The sequence below is a fragment of the Gemmatimonadota bacterium genome, from assembly GCA_026705765.1.
In the GTDB taxonomy this organism is placed as follows: domain Bacteria; phylum Latescibacterota; class UBA2968; order UBA2968; family UBA2968; genus VXRD01.
Map to the genome: position 1 here is coordinate 1 of JAPPAB010000004.1, position 16,921 is coordinate 16,921.

Here is a 16,921-nt window from a genome sequence, read left to right on the forward strand (position 1 = left end):
TCTCCCACCAGATACACCAAAGGCTGCGGTCAAATGATCGCAGCCTTTTTTTATTCTATAAGTGAAAGGCGAGAAAACAAGCGTTCAGCGGTGTATTTAACCATCTGGATTGGTTTCTTTTACCAATGTCAGGTGGTTTTTTTATGTCTTAAAAATTTTATTTGTATAAAAAACAATAAGATATAACTAAAGAATGTTTTGGCACGGATATTGCAGACAGGTAGATGTGCGTTTGATCGATAACCAAAAATTAAAAGGAGACATACCATGGGTACTTTTTCAAGAATAAGCAATGTGGTCCGCGCTGAGGTTGACGATGTTCTGAATAAGATAGAGGATCCAAAGAAGATGGTGCGGCAGATGGTTCGAGATATGGAGGATGCGCTGGACGATGCGGTGGTTGCTGTGGCACAGGCGATGGCAAATGAGAAGTTGCTGGCGCGTCGGATTGTACAGAAGCAGGAGGATTCGGCTTTTTGGGCACGCAAGGCAGAAGATGCTATGGCTGTCGGTGAGGAAGAACTGGCGCGCAAGGCACTGGTTCAGAAGGTAGCGGTTGATGAAGCGGTCAATACCCTGCAAAAAGCACGCGAGGAAGCCGAAGAGGTGACGGCGACGCTGAAGCAACGGCTCGCAGAGCTGAAGGCGAAGTTGGCGTCTGCCCGTGCGCGACAGAGTACGCTGGCGATTCGCAGACAGGTGGTGCAGGAGGTGCGGCAAGATGCGCGTGTAGAAGCTTATGATCGGTTTGTTCGGGATGTGGCGCGGGAGGAAGCGACTGCTGAGGTCTATGCGGAGATGGTAGATGATGCGCAGTTGGAAGAAGAGTTTGATCAATTGGAGCGAAAGCAGCGCGTCGAAGCCGAGATGCAGGTGTTGAAGGAGAAGATAAAACAAAGCGCAGACCAGAATAGTGGATCTGAGCAGGAGAAATAATTATGTTGGCAAAATTATTTGGCATCGCCCTGCTGGCCGTCGGTGGGTTTGTTGCATTTTGCTTGCTGATGGTGCTCATTGGAACGATTTTTAGTATTTTGATTTTTGCGTTGAAGGTGGCAATCCCCATTTTACTGGTGTATCTGGGGTATCGGTTGATTACGAGAGATAGACATCAGGTTACATATTGAATGGTTGGCTGAGACTAACCGCTAATAAATTAAAGCCCTGGGCGTTGGATGACGCTCAGGGCTTTTGTGTACAAATGCTTGACAGAGAGACTTATTGAAGATTATTTTTTCTCATCCAGTGCTTATGATTGATAAGGTGGCTTGTATTGAAAAATTTTTTTTTCAAACTACGATCGCGAACTACTGACCCGTTTGCGCGAGTAAAAAATTACCTGAAATTTCGCGTTGAACAATCGCTGTTGCGCGGTGCACATTCTCGATTGCTATTTATCGCGACCTTAATTGGCATTGTCGCCGTTGGTGGGGGGTTGCTGGTGCAAGAAACGGACGCGCCTTTTGATGATCGCGAATCAGCTATCTGGTGGGCATTTTTGCGTTTGACCGATCCGGGTTATTTGGGAGATGACGAAGGGCTTGCCCGCCGCGTGATTTCAACGGTGGTGACAGTGCTTGGATACGTGCTTTTTATGGGGTCGTTGATCGCGATTATGACGCAGTGGCTCAATCAGACGATTCGCGATTTTGAGCGCGGGCTTACGCCTATTGTGCGTCGCAATCACATTTTGATTTTGGGATGGACCAATCGCACGTCTGAAATTGTCAGCGAGTTGATGCGCGCTGAAGGTCGCGTGCGCCGGTTTTTGCAACTACTCGGTGCGCGGGGGTTACATGTGGTGATTCTTTCCGAAGACGTGAGTTTGGAGCGCACAATGGAATTGCGGAGAGCACTGGGTTCTTTGTGGAATCCTAAGAAGATTACATTTCGGTCGGGGATACCCCTGCGGATAGAACATTTGGAGCGCGTGGATTTTCAAAATGCGGGTGCCATTATTTTGCCCGGTGCTGATTTTGCTTATGGCAGCGCGGATGAATCGGATACGCGTATCATAAAAACACTGTTGTCGATATCGAATCAGCGGGAAAAAGAAGATGGGATAGAAGTTCTTCCCCTGCTGGTGACAGAAATTTTTGATTCCGACAAAGTGGTTATGGCTAAAAGGGCCTATAGAGGCATTCTAGAGATTTTGGCGAGTGATCTTTTTATTACGCGATGTATGGCGCAAAATGTGCGTCATCCGGGATTGTCACAGGTGTTCCACGATATCTTGTCGCACGGGGTTGGCAATGAGGTCTATGTGCGGATGTGCGAGGAGTTTACAGGTTTTCGTTTTGGCGCTCTTTCAGGTGCGTATCCCAAAGCGATTTTGCTGGGCGTGGTGCGTCCTCAAGGTGAGACATTTTGCCCCTTGCTCAATCCGCCCGAGGATCTGATTGTGGAATCAGAAGACCGTCTGGTCTTTTTGGCGCAGGAGTACGAGGATTGTGAACCTCTGAGAAATTATCAGATAAAACGCGTATCGCGTAAATTTCAAGAGGTGCCCCATGTGAGGGAAAAAGACAAACGACGCATCTTAATTTTGGGATGGAATCACAAAGCTGCGGTTTTGCTTAAAGAATTCGGCAGGCAAATGCGCGAACAATTTGAGATCGCGGTTTTGTCTCTTATACCCTCGGCACAAAGAGAAGCTGAAGTGGCGCAAAAAGGTATTGACCCGCGCCGCGTGGTTGTTACCCATCGCGAAGGCGATCCCACTTCTCTATCAGATTTAAGAGAAATGGAGCCTGGTGGGTATGACAATGTGGTGATTCTGGGCAGTGACTGGGTAGAGACACAGGAAGAGTCGGATGCGCGGACGATTGTGGGACATCTGGTGCTGAGGAATGTGCTGGATGAGGGCACGCATAAACCAGAAATTCTGGTCGATTTGATGGATTCCGAAAATGTGGTGTTGTTTGAAGATTGCGATACCGAGGTTCTGGTTACGCCCATGATCGCAAGCCATGTGCTGGCACAGGTTGCGTTGCGTCGGGAGATCAATGTTGTTTATGAAGAGTTGTTTGCCGCTGGTGGTGCAGAGATTTTCTTTCGCCGGGTTTCAGATTACGGCATAGCAGGTAAAAATGTGAATTTTGGAGAGCTAAAAGAGATGTCGGCATGTCGGGGTGAAATCGCGCTGGGTATTCGCCAAAACGGCGGGGTTGTACTCAATCCGACACATGATGAGCTATATATTCTAAGTGAATCGGATGATCTTATTGTATTGATTCGGGAGGATCAGGCATGAAGACCTGGGACGAGTTACGCGCGGTATTTGAGAAACAACTCGTATCTTTTGGCGAGGTGGAAGTAACGCCTGCTATTTTGCTGACGTCTGTGCTGATTGTCCTCGTTGCATATGGGATCTCGCGGTTGTTGCAGCGCATGTTGCGACGCAATGTGTTTGAACAGGTACATCTGAATAAAGGTTCGCAGTCTGCTATCTGTCGTCTATTGCACATTATCATCATGTGCATCGGCGCATTTATCGCCATACAACATACCGGAATTGATTTGACGGCATTGGCTGCGGTCAGTGCTGTTTTGTTGGTGGGGATTGGTCTGGGGTTGCAAAATATTACCCACAATTTTATCAGCGGACTCATTATGTTGTTTGAGCGCCCCGTGCAGGAGGGAGATTTTGTCGAGGTGGGCGGCGTACAAGGCACTGTACAGGCAGTTAATGCATATAGCACAAAGGTCGAAACCCTGGACAGGGTGACGATTATTGTGCCCAATTCACATTTTTTATCTGACAATGTCACAAACTGGAGCTTTCAAGAGTCAAAAGTGCGTATTCACGTGTCTGTGGGGGTGTCCTACGGTTCCGATGTGGAACTGGTCGCGGAGACGTTGTTGGAGGTGGGGCGGGCGCATCCAGAGGTTTTGTCCGATCCCGAACCGCAGATACAGTTTCTGACATTTGGCGATAGTTCGCTGAATTTTGATTTGCTGGTGTGGATTGTGGATCCGACTCGTCAGTATTTTGTGATTAGTGATTTGAATTTTGCAATTGTCCAGGTATTTCGAGAGCGGGATATCGCGATTCCATTCCCTCAGCGGGATTTGCACGTGCGAAGTGCCGTGCCAATGAGTGTGGCTACACAATCGGATGGTAATGAAAAAAAAGAATAGGAAACGAATTTGCAAAAACCAATGAGCTTTGTGCAGCAGCGGGGTATTTATTGTATCCTCGCTTGTTTTTTCTTTGCTTCTTCTTTGGGTGCAGAAGATATACGGCTTGCTGTGATTCACAGCAATGATGTGTCCGGGCAACTGACGCGGCGAGGAGATCGCGGTGGCATGGCTGCGCGCGTGGGGTTGATTCGCAAATTGCAGGCTTCTGAACCGGCGATTGTTCTGGATGCGGGGGATGCTCTGGGACCCAATGCGATGTCGCGGTTTGATGCGGGCGCAACGATGTGCGCGGCGATGAATCGCGCGAATTATGCGGCTATGGCGGTGGGGAATCACGATTTGTCTTTGGGATGGGATGTTTTGGAAGCGCGACAAAAAGAAATCGATTTTCCGATGCTGGCGGCGAATCTCGTGCGAAGAGATGGTGGGAAGCCTCCTGTGCCGGGTTATACTATGGTGAAGGCTGGCGATGTTCAGGTGGGGATTATTGGCGTTTTGGGTCCAGAGGTCGCACAAAAAATTGATCCAGGCCATCTGTCGGGTCTGAGAGTTGGCAATCCCGTCAAAGTTGTGGATTCATTGGCGGTGGTGTTGCGCGAAAAAAAGGTGCAGTGCGTTATTGTATTGGCGCATATGGATGAAACGAGTGCTTTGAATCTTGCCCGCGGAGTTGAGGGGGTAGATCTGGTTGTCGCTGGTGGATTTAGCGATCTGGATCGCGGTTTACAGGTGCCGGGTCTGATCCGTCTGGTGAATGGTCTGACGCTGGTTGTCACGCCGAGTAATGGGATGTCTGTTGGTCGCGTTGTGCTCCATCTTTCGCGAGATTCGGGAGGCAATATGAAGGTGGTGGATGTTGTGGCGGAGCAGATACCAGTAGATCGCTCTGTGGCGCGTGATCGTGAGACAGAGCAATTGGTCAACGATCTCAGGCAAAGATACGAACAGGTCGCGAATCAGAGGATAGGGCGGATTGTGGGGAAGACATATCGGGATCAAGGGCGTGTTGTCGCAGGGGTGATGCGGCGATATTTGGATGGCGAGGTGGGCATTATCAATCGGGGGGGATTGGGACTTGTGCCTTCAAATCGCGTGCTCAAAGTAGGTCATATTGATCATTTGATTCCTTTTGATGACCGTCTGGTGAAGATGAGACTGACGGGGGCGCAACTTTTGAGTATTGCCCGACGTAGCCAGAATGCGCCACGAGAAGAAATGCGTTTGATTTTTTCCGGTTTGGAAAAAAATACAATTAATGGGCGTCCCATTCAAAAGAACGAATTGTATCGCGTTGCGGTTGTCGAGTTTTTGGCGAATGGCGGCGATGGGTATGGCGAATTTCGCAAGGGAACAGATGTTGTGTTTACGGGTATGCCGCTCCGCCAAATGGTCGTTTATGCACTGCGAGATACGCAGACTGTGCTGGTTCCTCGCGAGTTTGTCACTCTGAGATCAAATGGGATTTGGCACATGAATTGGACTGTCAAGGGCGCGTTTAATCGCAACTATATCGATGGTACAACACTTGCATATCGCGAACAGAAAGAGCGCGTGTCATTTCTCAGCGGTAAGACCAGCCTGGCATGGCATACGACGATGAATTTGATGGTTGTAAGAGATATAGGCAAACAAGTGCTTACGCTTGAACAGAGTCTGGCGATTGGGCAAGATGGAACGACGTTTGATGATTTAACGCGATCAAAAGACCAACTTGAGACAGATTTGATATATCGCTATCGCACGCAATCTGTGGTTGATCCTTTTGTTTTGGCGGGATACAGCACCGCGTTGAACCGGATAGATGGACAACGTCCCAAACTTTTGCGCGGTAGCATGGGGGTGCAGCGGCGTTTTGGTCGGACCTTTACCGTTAGGTTAGGTGCCCGCGCACAGCGCGATCTGGCGGTTGACGCAACTGATATGGGGTTGGTAGTGGGGTTGAACTATCGGCGATCATTGGGTAGCGGAAATTTTCGCTCGCGATTGCGCAGTTTTACGGGGTTTACAGATCGGCATGTGGTGTCTTTGGAGAATTATAATTCGCTCACTTTTCCATTGATTGGCGCGTTGAGTTTGTCTGTACAGCAGAACAATTTTTTGTATCGCGTCAATGAAATTCGCAATACGCCTGTTGATGGCATTGCCAATCGGTGGGATTTAACGCTCGGTCTGGTTTATGATTTAGGGTGGAAGTGGTATTGAGATAAAGTTTGCGGAGAAAAATAATGTCAGGAGATAGGCGACCTGTAGCCGGTGCATTGATGGTTGGATTTGCAGCGAGTTTTTTGTTGTGTGGCTATGAGTTTGTGAGGAGTGTATCCACGTCGTTGTTTATTGGGGCGTATGGGGCGCACAATTTGCCTTTTGTCATGACGCTGGCGCCTCTGGGTACGTTTGGCATGGTTTGGGGATATGGGGTGTTGTTGTCGCGGTTTGGGTCTCGGCAGACTTTGTTTTTGACGTCGGTGCTTTCGGGTGGGGGTATTCTGGCGTGTTACGGGGGGATTTTATTTGGTTTTCATCCGGCGGTCGGGGTGTTATATGTGCTGCGCGAAGCGTATATTGTGTTGATTATTGAACAGTACTGGTCGTTTATCAATAGCGTCTTGCGCGATGATCAGGGGCGAAAGTACAATGGTCCGATCTGTGGTATTGCGTCGGTGGGTGCGATTTGTGGGGGGTTGATTGTAGGACAAACGGCAAAGGTGATAGGCAGTGAACATCTGTTGATTTTTGCAGGGTTATCGCTGCTGCCAGCAGCCGTTCTGGCGTGGTGGGCTTATGGTGTGGGGGGTGTGCCAGTTCAGGAGCCGGAAAAGCGGGGCAAGCTGGCATTGGGTTTGTTTCGGGATATTCCGACTTTGCGCTATCTCGCGGGATTGATTTTTGTGACGCAGATGGTGTCGGCGGTGCTGGATTTGCGGTTCAGTGGGCTGGTGGAGACGGCTCTTCCAGTGCAGGATGAACGCACCGCGTATTTTGGGCATTTTTATGCGTTGTTGAATGCATGTGCATTTGTGTTTCAGTTTGGCGTTGCACCCCTGTTGCTGCATTTTGTGTCGTTGCGAACCGCACATCTCGGTATTCCGGTGGTTCATCTGATAACGTGTGGGGTGTTGTTGGCATATCCGACTCTGACTACTGGTGCATTGGCTTATCTGGTGTTTAAGACGCTGGATTATTCGGTGTTTCGGGCGGCGAAAGAGTTGCTCTATATTCCGCTTTCGTTCGATGCGAGGTACCGGGCAAAAGAAGTGATTGATGCGTTTGGTTATCGCGCGTCAAAGGGGATGACTTCGGGGTTGATTGCACTGGCGGGGACTATTTCTTACAGGGTTTTCAATATTGGGCGGTTGCCGGGATCAGTGTATCCGCTTGTCGCTTTGGGCGCGTTGGGTGTATGGAGTTGGGTCGCGTGGGCAATTACAAGATCGGAGGATGATAGGGGCAGGCGACTACGGGTTTCAGAGGAAGTTGCCGATTTGTAGATGAATGCTTGACACAAAATGTCAAAACCTCTATTTTTAACTGCGCTGATAGGAAAAAGGATGAGAATATGAACACAATCCGTCAAAAATCCCCGCAACTGAGAAAGGGTCCTGCCCAGGTGACAGGTTGTCTGACACCGGGCAGTGCCATTGGGGTTATACGTATATATGCCGCGGAGACGCTTGTGGGGTGTTGTTTGTCTTAAGCGATATACTTTTTGTATGACACACCGCCAGGGGCGTTTGCCGTGGCGGTTTTTTTGTGCAATAGTTTGGGGCGGCATTTAACCTGATGGGTGGTGGGGTTGGGGGTATCCTGTTCATCCTTCCATCCTGCCCATCCTGATTCTGACAGGAGTTTTTAATGTTTGAGAAAGTGGATACAAATGTGAATTTTCCCAAAGAGGAAGAAAAGGTGCTCGCTTTTTGGGATGAGATCAGAGCATTTGAAAAATCGCTCGAGATCAGAAGAAATAACGATGAATACGTTTTTTACGATGGGCCGCCTTTTGCGACGGGTCTGCCGCATTACGGACATTTGCTGGCAGGGACGATTAAAGATGTGATTCCGCGCTATCAAACTATGAATGGCAAATACGTAGATCGCGTCTTTGGATGGGACTGCCACGGCTTGCCCGTAGAATACGAGCTCAGCCAGGAGTTGGGCCTGAATAGCAAAAGCGAGATTGAAGAGTACGGGATTGCGGAATACAATGAGGCCTGTCGGGGTATTGTTTTGCGATATACTGCCGAGTGGCGACAATTTGTCAAGCGAATCGGGCGCTGGGTTGATTTTGAAAATGGGTACCGCACGATGGACCGCGATTACATGGAGTCTATCTGGTGGGTGTTCAAACAGCTTTGGGATAAGGGCTTGATCTATGAGGGGCACAAAATTTTGCCTTATTGTCCCCGGGATGCAACACCTTTGTCCAATTTTGAAGCCAATCAGGGTTATGAGTCCGTGCAGGATCCGGCTATTACCGTTGCGTTCAAGCTCAAAGATGAACCGGATACATATCTGCTGGCGTGGACGACAACGCCCTGGACACTGCCGTCAAATCTGGCAATGACTGTGCACGAAGATATAGATTACGTGTATGTCAAAGATGAGGATGTGACGTACGTTCTCGCTGAAGCGCGCGTGGATACCTATTATCCTTCGGGCAGACCCGAGATTGTCAGGACGGTAAAGGGGAAGGACCTTCTGGGTCTGCAATACGAACCGCTTTTTCCCTATTTTGAAGATTTGCGCGCGGAGGGGGCGTTCCGCATTATCACAGCTGAGTTTGTGACGACTGAAGAAGGGACGGGTATTGTCCACACGGCACCCGGATTTGGCGAAGACGATGCCGAAGCCGGTCGCGTTCACGGCGTTCCGTCTGTTTGTCCGATTGATGCCGAATGCCGTTTTACATCTGAGGTGGGTGATTATGAAGGGCGTTTTGTCAAGGACTGTGATGGCGATATTGTGAATCGCTTAAAAGAAGAGGGGAAGCTCGTACACCGCTCTACACATCACCATAGTTACCCCCATTGCTGGCGGTGTGAGTCGCCCCTTATTTACAGGGCGATTTCGACGTGGTTTGTCAATATTGAGAAGATTAAAGAGAAGATGCTCCGTGCGAATGCGCAGATCCACTGGGTGCCCGAACATATCAAAGCGGGACGTTTTGGCAATTGGCTGGAAAATGCGCGGGATTGGGCGATTTCCCGCAATCGCTATTGGGGTTGCCCGCTTCCCCTGTGGCGCAATGAAGAGACGGGTGAGACTGTGTGTGTTGGCTCTATCGGCGAACTGGAGGAACGCACGGGTGGCAAGTTTGACGATATCCATAAGCATTTTATGGATCCGGTTATTATTGAGGGTGAAACGGGGCCATTGACCCGCGTGCCCGAAGTGCTCGATTGCTGGTTTGAGAGCGGTTCGATGCCTTATGCACAACGCCATTATCCGTTTGAAAATAAGGATTGGTTGGATGCGCATTTTCCCGCGGATTTTATCGCTGAGGGATTGGATCAGACGCGCGGTTGGTTTTATACGCTCGTGGTGCTCGGTGCTGCCCTTTTTGACCGTCCGCCGTTCGAGAATGTCGTGGTCAATGGTATGATTCTCGCCGAAGATGGGCGCAAAATGTCCAAGCGTTTGAAGAATTATCCCGATCCGATGCATATTATGAATACGTATGGTGCGGATGCGCTGCGTCTCAATATGTTGTCTTCTCCTGTGGTGCGCGGGGAAGATCTCGCGTTTTCGGAACAGGGGGTTCAAAAGACGATGCGCAGTGTGCTGCTGCCTTTGTGGAATGCGTATAGTTTTCTGGTGACTTATGCGAGGGTTGATAACTGGCAGCCCACGTCGGATCGGTCAGATCATCCGCTTGACCGCTGGATTCGCGCGCGTTTAAATCATCTGGTGCGCGATATTCGCCAGGGTCTGGACCGCTGTCATTTGCAGACAGCGGCCACGCGATTTGCAACATTTATCGACGATATGACCAATTGGTATATCCGGCGCAGCCGACGGCGTTTCTGGAAGAGCGATAATGATAGCGATAAATTGTCTGCTTATGCGACGCTCTATCATGTGCTTTTGACGCTGGTTAAAGCACTGGCGCCTTTCGCGCCGTTTATCACGGAGACGATCTACCGAAATTTGCGTGCGAGCGATATGCCGGAGTCCGTGCATTTGTGCGATTATCCCGATGTGATTGAGGCCGATCTGGATGAGAGATTGGAACAGCAGATGGCGCGTACGCGAACAGCGGTTGGGTTGGGCAGGTTCTTGCGCAGTCAGGCCAATGCGAGGACCCGACACCCGTTGCGTACGGCGATTCTGGTGTCTATGCAGGAGGATGTGCGCGAAGATCTCAGAGCATTACAGGATATTGTTGCGGATGAGTTAAATGTAAAAGAGGTGGATATTCGCGACGATGAAGAGGCCGTGGTGACGCTTTCTGCAAAAGCCAATTTCCGAGCGTTGGGTCCGCGTCTGGGTAAAAATATGAAGGTGGCTGCGGGAAGAATTGCGGGTCTCGGCTTTGAAGAAATCCAATCTCTACGCGATGGTCACACTCTGTCATTGGATCTGGATGGTGCGGAGTCCTTAGAACTCACGGTGGATGATATTTTGATCCAGCGCGAAGAGAAAGAAGATATGCCTGTGGCAAATGAAGGCGATATTACAGTGGCGCTGGATTTGTACAGAGATGAAAATTTAGTACGCGAAGGTCTGGCGCGCGAGATCGTCCATGTGATTCAAAATATCCGAAAGGAGAAGGGGCTGGATGTTTCAGATCGGATTGCGGTGACATATATGGATAATGGCAATTCTCTGGCACCCGCTTTTGATCAGTTTCGAGATTATATCATGGGTGAGACGCTTTGTACGACGTTGGTTCGCACAGATGCGGTGGATGGTGATGCAGTTGATATAGAGGGTCATACGGTGATGTTTGATATTAAAGTTGTGGCATAAAAAAAGAGCGTCAGGAGAGGGATGGCGGTTATCCCGATTCCTGACGCTCGACTAAAGATTTGAAGTGCTTCATTTTCTGCTTTTGTACAAACCCAAAATACCCACTGCGATCAACACGCCCGCTGTTGGTCCCGCTATGTCCAATCCCAACCAGAATCCCTCTTTCCACTCGACGCTTTCAGTGCCAAACATTTCATCTACTACGACCACTTGCTGCTTGTTCTTCGTAAAGATCTGCGTTCCGTCTATGATCCACTTTGCACCTATACCTATTGCGAGTATAAATGCGATTATGCTGATGGTTTTCCACATGGGTTCTCCACACAGGTGTTAATAAAACACATGCAATTGTAATGCGTAGCGCGATGAGCGAAAGGTTTCTGTGTCGAGGATGCGATACTCGGGGCGCAATTCAATTTGCGGTGTTAAAAATATTTGCAGGCCCAATACGGCCTGTCGTGTTATCAGATCGACAGCGCGCGCTGAGGGGCGGATATGCGTTATTTCGCCGGTTTCCCCCCGCGCGAACAAAAGCAGTCCGGGTATTGCTTGAAGCGTGATATCAAGTGAAGCGGTTTTTGCTTCTTGCACACCTTCCTTATCGGATAGGACATATTCGGCCATGAGGGCGATCTTGTCCTGCGATCCGACGCCCGCAAAGAGATTTGTCATCAAAAAGTCGCCGTTTTTGAGCCACGATCCTCCCAGATAAAAGTTTATTCTTTGTTCGACCAATCTGGGCCATAGTACTATACGCCCCAGGAATGAGGGTTTGTCGCGGTTTTCGATCAAGGAGGCGTCTTGTACGGTGTTTTCAGAGAGTGCGCGAGCAGAATAAATGCCTGCGGTTAGGGATAGCCACAATTTTTTGTAATAGTGTACTTCTGCACCGTATTCTGCGTAATTGGGCGCGATTAGCGATGTGGCTCCGGCAACGTCGGGCGTTTGGCGCACGAGCATTGTGTGATCGTCATACCGCATGCCGATGGTGGGCTGAAAATGTCCGACGCGCAATGCGGGCCAGTTGTAATTGGGTTGATATATTGCCGATGCTGTCCACGCGCGCTGTCCCGCGTATTTTTCGGGACCAAAATTATAAGAGCCTTCGATTTTCAGGGCATTTGAGGGACGGACAACACTGTATAGCGCGACTTGCATGGGGAATACTTTGCGCTCGGCTTCTGGCGATGTATGTGATCGCGCCATTTGTCCGCGGAGATCTGCGCCCATCAGGATCAGGCCATCGGCATAAGCGGTTTTGCCCGGTAAGGCGTAATTGGGTGCGAGCAATCCCACGCCGTCCATTGAGTACTGTCCCAATTCGTCTCGCTGCGCCCCACCCTGCGCGGTGATGTGACAGTTTACACACCGATTGGCAGTCAATAATGCAAACTGCGAGAGGGCATCCGCCTGCCCCACAGAGCACAGCAGGATTAATAGTGCTAAAAATCTAAAATACGTGGTATTGCTCATGTTATGCCTTTATTGTCTTTTTGTTGTGTGTTCGTTTATTCTCCGCCAAAAGTCTGCCCATCTCCGGGGGGATTGCCGCCGAAATTTAGTGGTAGGCTGGTCAGGTTGCGCAGAAAGATCTGCAGGCGGATGATGTGTACATTGCCCGCTCCCATGCGCCTGTTCAGGCCATCTAAAACTTCAGGGGTCATAAAATCGAGATTTTGCGAAAGGAAAGTGGCCCCATCGAGATAATCTGCGAAAGCGGCTTCAAATTCCTCGGTGTGCAATCTGAGCAGATACGGATTTGCGGGACGTATGTCGTACAAGGTGGATTGAATGGCGTGAATCCTCGCGATCATGGTGTTTACAAATTGCCGCGACCAGTAGAGTGGGATCAAGCTGTTCGTGATCTCGGTGGTTACGCCGCTGTATTCCCAAAAAAAGACGTCAATAGATGTAAACGCCCGGTGGATGTCGGCGATATAGGCATCGGCCTCATCCGAGGTGACGTGGTCATAGGTCTTTCCAGCAGATGGTTCGGGTTCGGGTGTCACGGGATTGGATGAACCACATCCCGTGTACAATGCCAGCAGCGCAAAACACAAAAGCCATCGTTTCATAAAACGCCTCATTTGTTTTGTCCCATATAAAGCAGACGCCGTTTCTGATATCTTCTGGTATTGTTCAAAAAGCGCGCGATTTCGTCATCTGATAATGTGCGACGCGGTTTGGCGGGCACCCCGGCAACAAGTGTGCGTGGCTCGACCTCTGCTCCCTCTAATACCAGCGCGTGGGCAGCCACCAGCGCGGATTTACCCACTGTTGAGCCGGTCAATACAGTTGCTCCCATTCCGATGGTTACGCCCTGTTCTATTCGACAACCGTGCAAGATCGCATTGTGTCCCACGGTTACATTTTTGCCGACATTACAGGGATAACCCGGGTCGGTATGCACGACAGTGCCGTCCTGGATATTTGAGCCTTCACCGATTACAATGGGTTCAACATCGCCCCGAATTACGGCATTGAACCAGATGCTTGTGCGAGCACTGATTACCACATCGCCAATTACAACAGCACCGGGCGCAATATAAGCCGACGGGTCGATTTGAGGGGTTTTGTCCTTATAGGGCAAAATTGTCATTGCGCTATCTCCGCTTACCGCCATCAACAGGACCCAGTGTGAAGGTTTTGCCGCTTTGCGTGGCTCTGGCACCTGTCACCAGTCCGCTTACAAAACCAAAGATGCCAAAAATTGCAGCGGCCCAGATTGTCGTCTCTTTGACATCGGCATTGGCCTGCCAGGCGGCAAGTGCCCCGGTCAATGCCCCCATTGCGGCTCCTCCAATTCCCTGTATAATTGCCCGTTCCATCGCAACTGAGCCGCGTTCCCCAAAGAAGTGTACTTTGTGAATTTCATCTACAGTGACTTTTTGAACGCGCAAATCCGTCTCGATCAAAATGTTATTATCTTCATAGGCGGGTAAAAATTCGCCTTTGATCTGTTGTCCATTCTTCAGGGTGACCATTCCGGGAAAGCGTGTTTGTACCCGAAAACGCACCCTGCGTTCTTCAAAAGAAATGTCATCTTCGGTATATTGTGGATAGGTTTCGTCTATTTTGGAGGAGTCTGTCAGTGTGTATTCGCCTTTTACAATTTCATCGAAATGTTCGATGTATTCTCTCAAGCGGCGCAGATCATTTTCACTTTGCACATTCATCAGTTGCGTTTCTATGCGAGGACCTGAGCGATATTGAATTTTAATGGCGAGTTTGCCGTTGTCTCGCTTTATAAACTCGGCAAATTGAAATCCCGCTACGCCCATATGCAAGATCGGAAGGTCTATTTTTTGAGTATAAATGGTTGCGCCCTGAAATAAAGCGTAGCGGTTGCTTTCTTCCAAATCGATTTGAGAACCCACCCGGGGACTTAACACGATGCGCGTGCCCGATACGCGCCGTACGTCGGCAATCTCCCAGCCCTCATCTCCCAATTCGTGAATTCCGCGGTCGTATTGCGTTTCCTTTTCGCTTTCGGCTGCACGAACAGGACAAACCGAAAAGAGAACAAAGCTTATCGCAGTAATCAATGAAACCGATTTTTTAATCATGAAATTCTCCTCATTCACCACAGACTGCCTCGGAAATGCCATCTAAAATATACGGGCGGTACTTGCGAAATTGCACGCGGGGATGAAACCAGGTGCCTTCAGGGTCTGATGTCCCGGGCACGGAAACCATGCTGGTCAGGTCGATTCTGGACAATGTCGCCTCTCCCAAAAACCATTCTGCAATTTGTCTGGCCGTGCGATTTGGTCGCCCATTTTCGATGGGAATTTCTCTGTCCATAGGAAAAAGTAGCGCGCCATCTCCCAACACGGATACATCGTTTTGATATGCCTGTGCGGCTTCGGTTATTTGGCCGGGTTCCGTTATGACAACACCTGTTACACACGCAATATCCTCTTTGGATACCACGTCGCTAAATAGCGTGCGAATGCGATTTAGCAGACCGCTGTAGTCATCTAAAAGGTGTGATGACCGGGGGTTCACGCCAGCTTTGAGAAGGCCCAGTGTATTGTAGCGCGAACACTCGGCGACAAAATCGTCTTCGTTGTCAAATAGTCCCACGCCGATCAGATTTTCGCCATCCAGTACATTGAGTTGCGTGAGACCCAAATCTGATTTGTGTTGAAGCAAGTCGTAAAAACGCCGCACATCCCGCTCGTGAAAACGCTTCATCCAGACGCCTCTCCATCGGTCAGCAAACGCCGCCCTGCTTCGATCTGTCTCAAAACAGAATCGCGTCCTGTTCCGCCATCGAGATTGCGCTGTGCTGTACTGGCTTCTGCGGACAATACGGCTTGCACATCGGTGTCGAATACTTCAGATGCGGCGCGCAATGTCGGCAGGTCCAATTCCTCCAATTTTTGTCCGCGCGCCAGAGCGGTTTTTACCAGTTCGCCAACGATGCGGTGACACCTGCGAAAAGGTACGCCTTTTCGCACGAGATAATCGGCCAGGTCGGTGGCTAAGATGGTGCCATCTATTGCATCGGCCATCCGCTCGCCTTTGATTTTTATGGTTTGCCATACACCCGCAAAGACCGATAGAGACATGTGCACGGTTTCTGCGGTGTCAAAGACGGGTTCTTTGTCTTCTTGCATGTCTTTGGCATAAGCCAGCGACACGCCTTTCATCGCGGTGAGCAGAGACATCAGGTTGCCGTACACGCGCCCGGTTTTGCCGCGTATCAGTTCCAGTGAATCGGGGTTCTTCTTTTGCGGCATCATGCTCGATCCGGTGCTGAAGGCGTCGTCCAGTTCGACAAATCCAAATTCAGAAGACGACCAGATGATCAGATCTTCGCAGAATCGGCTCAAGTGTGCCATCAATATGGATGATGCCGATAAATACTCCAGGAAGTAATCGCGGTCACTGACTGCATCAATGCTGTTTTCAGTGATGCGATCAAATCCCAGTTCCTCGCGCAAAAATTCTCGGTCAACCGGATACGCACTTCCCGCCAGTGCGCCCGATCCGAGGGGCATGGCATTGGCGCGTTTCCAGCAGTCTCCAAAGCGCGAGCGGTCGCGTGCCAACATCCAGAACAGGGCCATGGCATAATGCGAGAACCGGATCGGTTGTGCCTGTTGGACGTGCGTGTATCCCGGCATCAGGATATCGAGGTGTTCTTCGGCAACGTCCAATACCACGCCCATTAACTGCTCGATCTGCACGAGGGTGTTGGCGATTGTTTCGCGCAAGAACAGGCGTTCGTCCAGGGCGATTTGATCGTTGCGGCTGCGTCCCGTGTGAATTTTTGCGCCGGCATCGCCGACCAGTTCCGTCAAGCGCTTTTCCACTGCGGTGTGTATGTCTTCCAGATCATCCGTCAATGGCAAGGTGCCTGCGTCGAGTTCACGCTCCACACGATTTAGACCTTTGAGGACCTGTTCCAGTTCCTGTTTTGTCAATACACCCATTCGGCCCAATGCGCGTGCGTGCGCTCGGCTGCCTTCAATATCCATTTTGTACAGACGCCGATCAAAACCAATGGATGCATTGAATTTTTCCATTAGTTTTTCAGTCGATCCCGCAAATCGCCCACCCCAGAGCTTTTCAGCCATGGCGTATATCTCCCCTGGTCATTATGGCCCTGTTGGCTTGCCAAGTCGCCGTTGTTCCGCTTCCCAATGTAGTGCGGCTTCTTGCGTGGTGCGAAAACCGACCTGTACAATGTGGCCCCTACCCCAACCAGGTTTTCGCTGATGCTCGGCCTCGCGGCGGTCAATATCTCTCGTGATGCCCGTGTGGACAATGCGATTGCCCAACTTAAAGTGGTATTTGTAAACGG

At 50.1% G+C, this 16,921-nt stretch carries 16 protein-coding genes; 8 read left to right on the forward strand and 8 right to left on the reverse strand.

Annotated elements, in window-relative coordinates; translation table 11 throughout:
- The 8 genes from OXH16_00570 to ileS all read left to right on the forward strand — a co-directional run.
- Positions 1-186 (forward strand): hypothetical protein (locus OXH16_00570; protein MCY3679857.1); only part of this gene is annotated, 186 nt, incomplete at its 5' end.
- 81 nt (positions 187-267) lie between these two features.
- The gene (locus tag OXH16_00575) at positions 268-936 is read left to right on the forward strand and encodes a PspA/IM30 family protein (GenBank protein ID MCY3679858.1); all 669 of its coding nucleotides are present in this window, start codon (positions 268-270) and stop codon (positions 934-936) included.
- 2 nt (positions 937-938) lie between these two features.
- Positions 939-1,127: a hypothetical protein gene (locus tag OXH16_00580; GenBank protein MCY3679859.1), complete on the forward strand. Its 189-nt coding sequence runs from the start codon at positions 939-941 to the stop codon at positions 1,125-1,127.
- Positions 1,128-1,273: 146 nt separating this feature from the next.
- Positions 1,274-3,253 carry an ion channel DMI1 gene (locus tag OXH16_00585; protein ID MCY3679860.1) on the forward strand — a complete coding sequence of 660 codons (1,980 nt, stop codon included), beginning with the start codon at positions 1,274-1,276 and terminating at the stop codon, positions 3,251-3,253.
- Positions 3,250-4,140, forward strand: a complete 891-nt coding sequence (locus OXH16_00590; GenBank protein MCY3679861.1) for a mechanosensitive ion channel — start codon at positions 3,250-3,252, stop codon at positions 4,138-4,140. The genes OXH16_00585 and OXH16_00590 overlap by 4 nt, the downstream gene beginning before the upstream one ends.
- A gap of 9 nt (positions 4,141-4,149) precedes the next feature.
- A complete protein-coding gene (locus OXH16_00595) occupies positions 4,150-6,345 on the forward strand; it encodes a 5'-nucleotidase C-terminal domain-containing protein (protein ID MCY3679862.1) in 2,196 nt (731 codons plus the stop codon).
- A 23-nt stretch (positions 6,346-6,368) separates the two neighbouring features.
- Complete coding sequence (locus OXH16_00600; GenBank protein MCY3679863.1) at positions 6,369-7,631, forward strand: Npt1/Npt2 family nucleotide transporter; 1,263 nt, start codon at positions 6,369-6,371, stop codon at positions 7,629-7,631.
- 364 nt (positions 7,632-7,995) lie between these two features.
- Positions 7,996-11,109: an isoleucine--tRNA ligase gene (ileS, locus tag OXH16_00605; GenBank protein MCY3679864.1), complete on the forward strand. Its 3,114-nt coding sequence runs from the start codon at positions 7,996-7,998 to the stop codon at positions 11,107-11,109.
- A 69-nt stretch (positions 11,110-11,178) separates the two neighbouring features.
- Here the strand turns inward: ileS and OXH16_00610 are convergent, their stop codons facing one another.
- The 8 genes from OXH16_00610 to OXH16_00645 all read right to left on the reverse strand — a co-directional run.
- A complete protein-coding gene (locus tag OXH16_00610; protein MCY3679865.1) occupies positions 11,179-11,421 on the reverse strand; it encodes a hypothetical protein in 243 nt (80 codons plus the stop codon).
- Positions 11,422-11,439: 18 nt separating this feature from the next.
- Entirely contained in the window at positions 11,440-12,582 is a 1,143-nt protein-coding gene (locus OXH16_00615; protein MCY3679866.1) for a hypothetical protein, read from the reverse strand.
- Positions 12,583-12,617: 35 nt separating this feature from the next.
- Positions 12,618-13,184, reverse strand: a complete 567-nt coding sequence (locus tag OXH16_00620) for a hypothetical protein (protein MCY3679867.1) — start codon at positions 13,182-13,184, stop codon at positions 12,618-12,620.
- Between the two features lie 8 nt (positions 13,185-13,192).
- Positions 13,193-13,708, reverse strand: a complete 516-nt coding sequence (locus OXH16_00625) for a gamma carbonic anhydrase family protein (protein MCY3679868.1) — start codon at positions 13,706-13,708, stop codon at positions 13,193-13,195.
- A 4-nt stretch (positions 13,709-13,712) separates the two neighbouring features.
- Positions 13,713-14,675, reverse strand: coding sequence for a hypothetical protein (locus tag OXH16_00630; GenBank protein MCY3679869.1), 963 nt, complete (start codon positions 14,673-14,675; stop codon positions 13,713-13,715).
- Between the two features lie 10 nt (positions 14,676-14,685).
- Entirely contained in the window at positions 14,686-15,306 is a 621-nt protein-coding gene (locus tag OXH16_00635; GenBank protein ID MCY3679870.1) for a hypothetical protein, read from the reverse strand.
- On the reverse strand, positions 15,303-16,694 hold the full coding sequence (gene argH / locus OXH16_00640) for an argininosuccinate lyase (GenBank protein ID MCY3679871.1): 1,392 nt from the start codon (positions 16,692-16,694) through the stop codon (positions 15,303-15,305). Before argH ends, OXH16_00635 begins: the two co-directional genes overlap by 4 nt.
- A 21-nt stretch (positions 16,695-16,715) precedes the next feature.
- A partial coding sequence (locus OXH16_00645) for a hypothetical protein (protein ID MCY3679872.1) occupies positions 16,716-16,921 on the reverse strand: 206 nt, incomplete at its 5' end.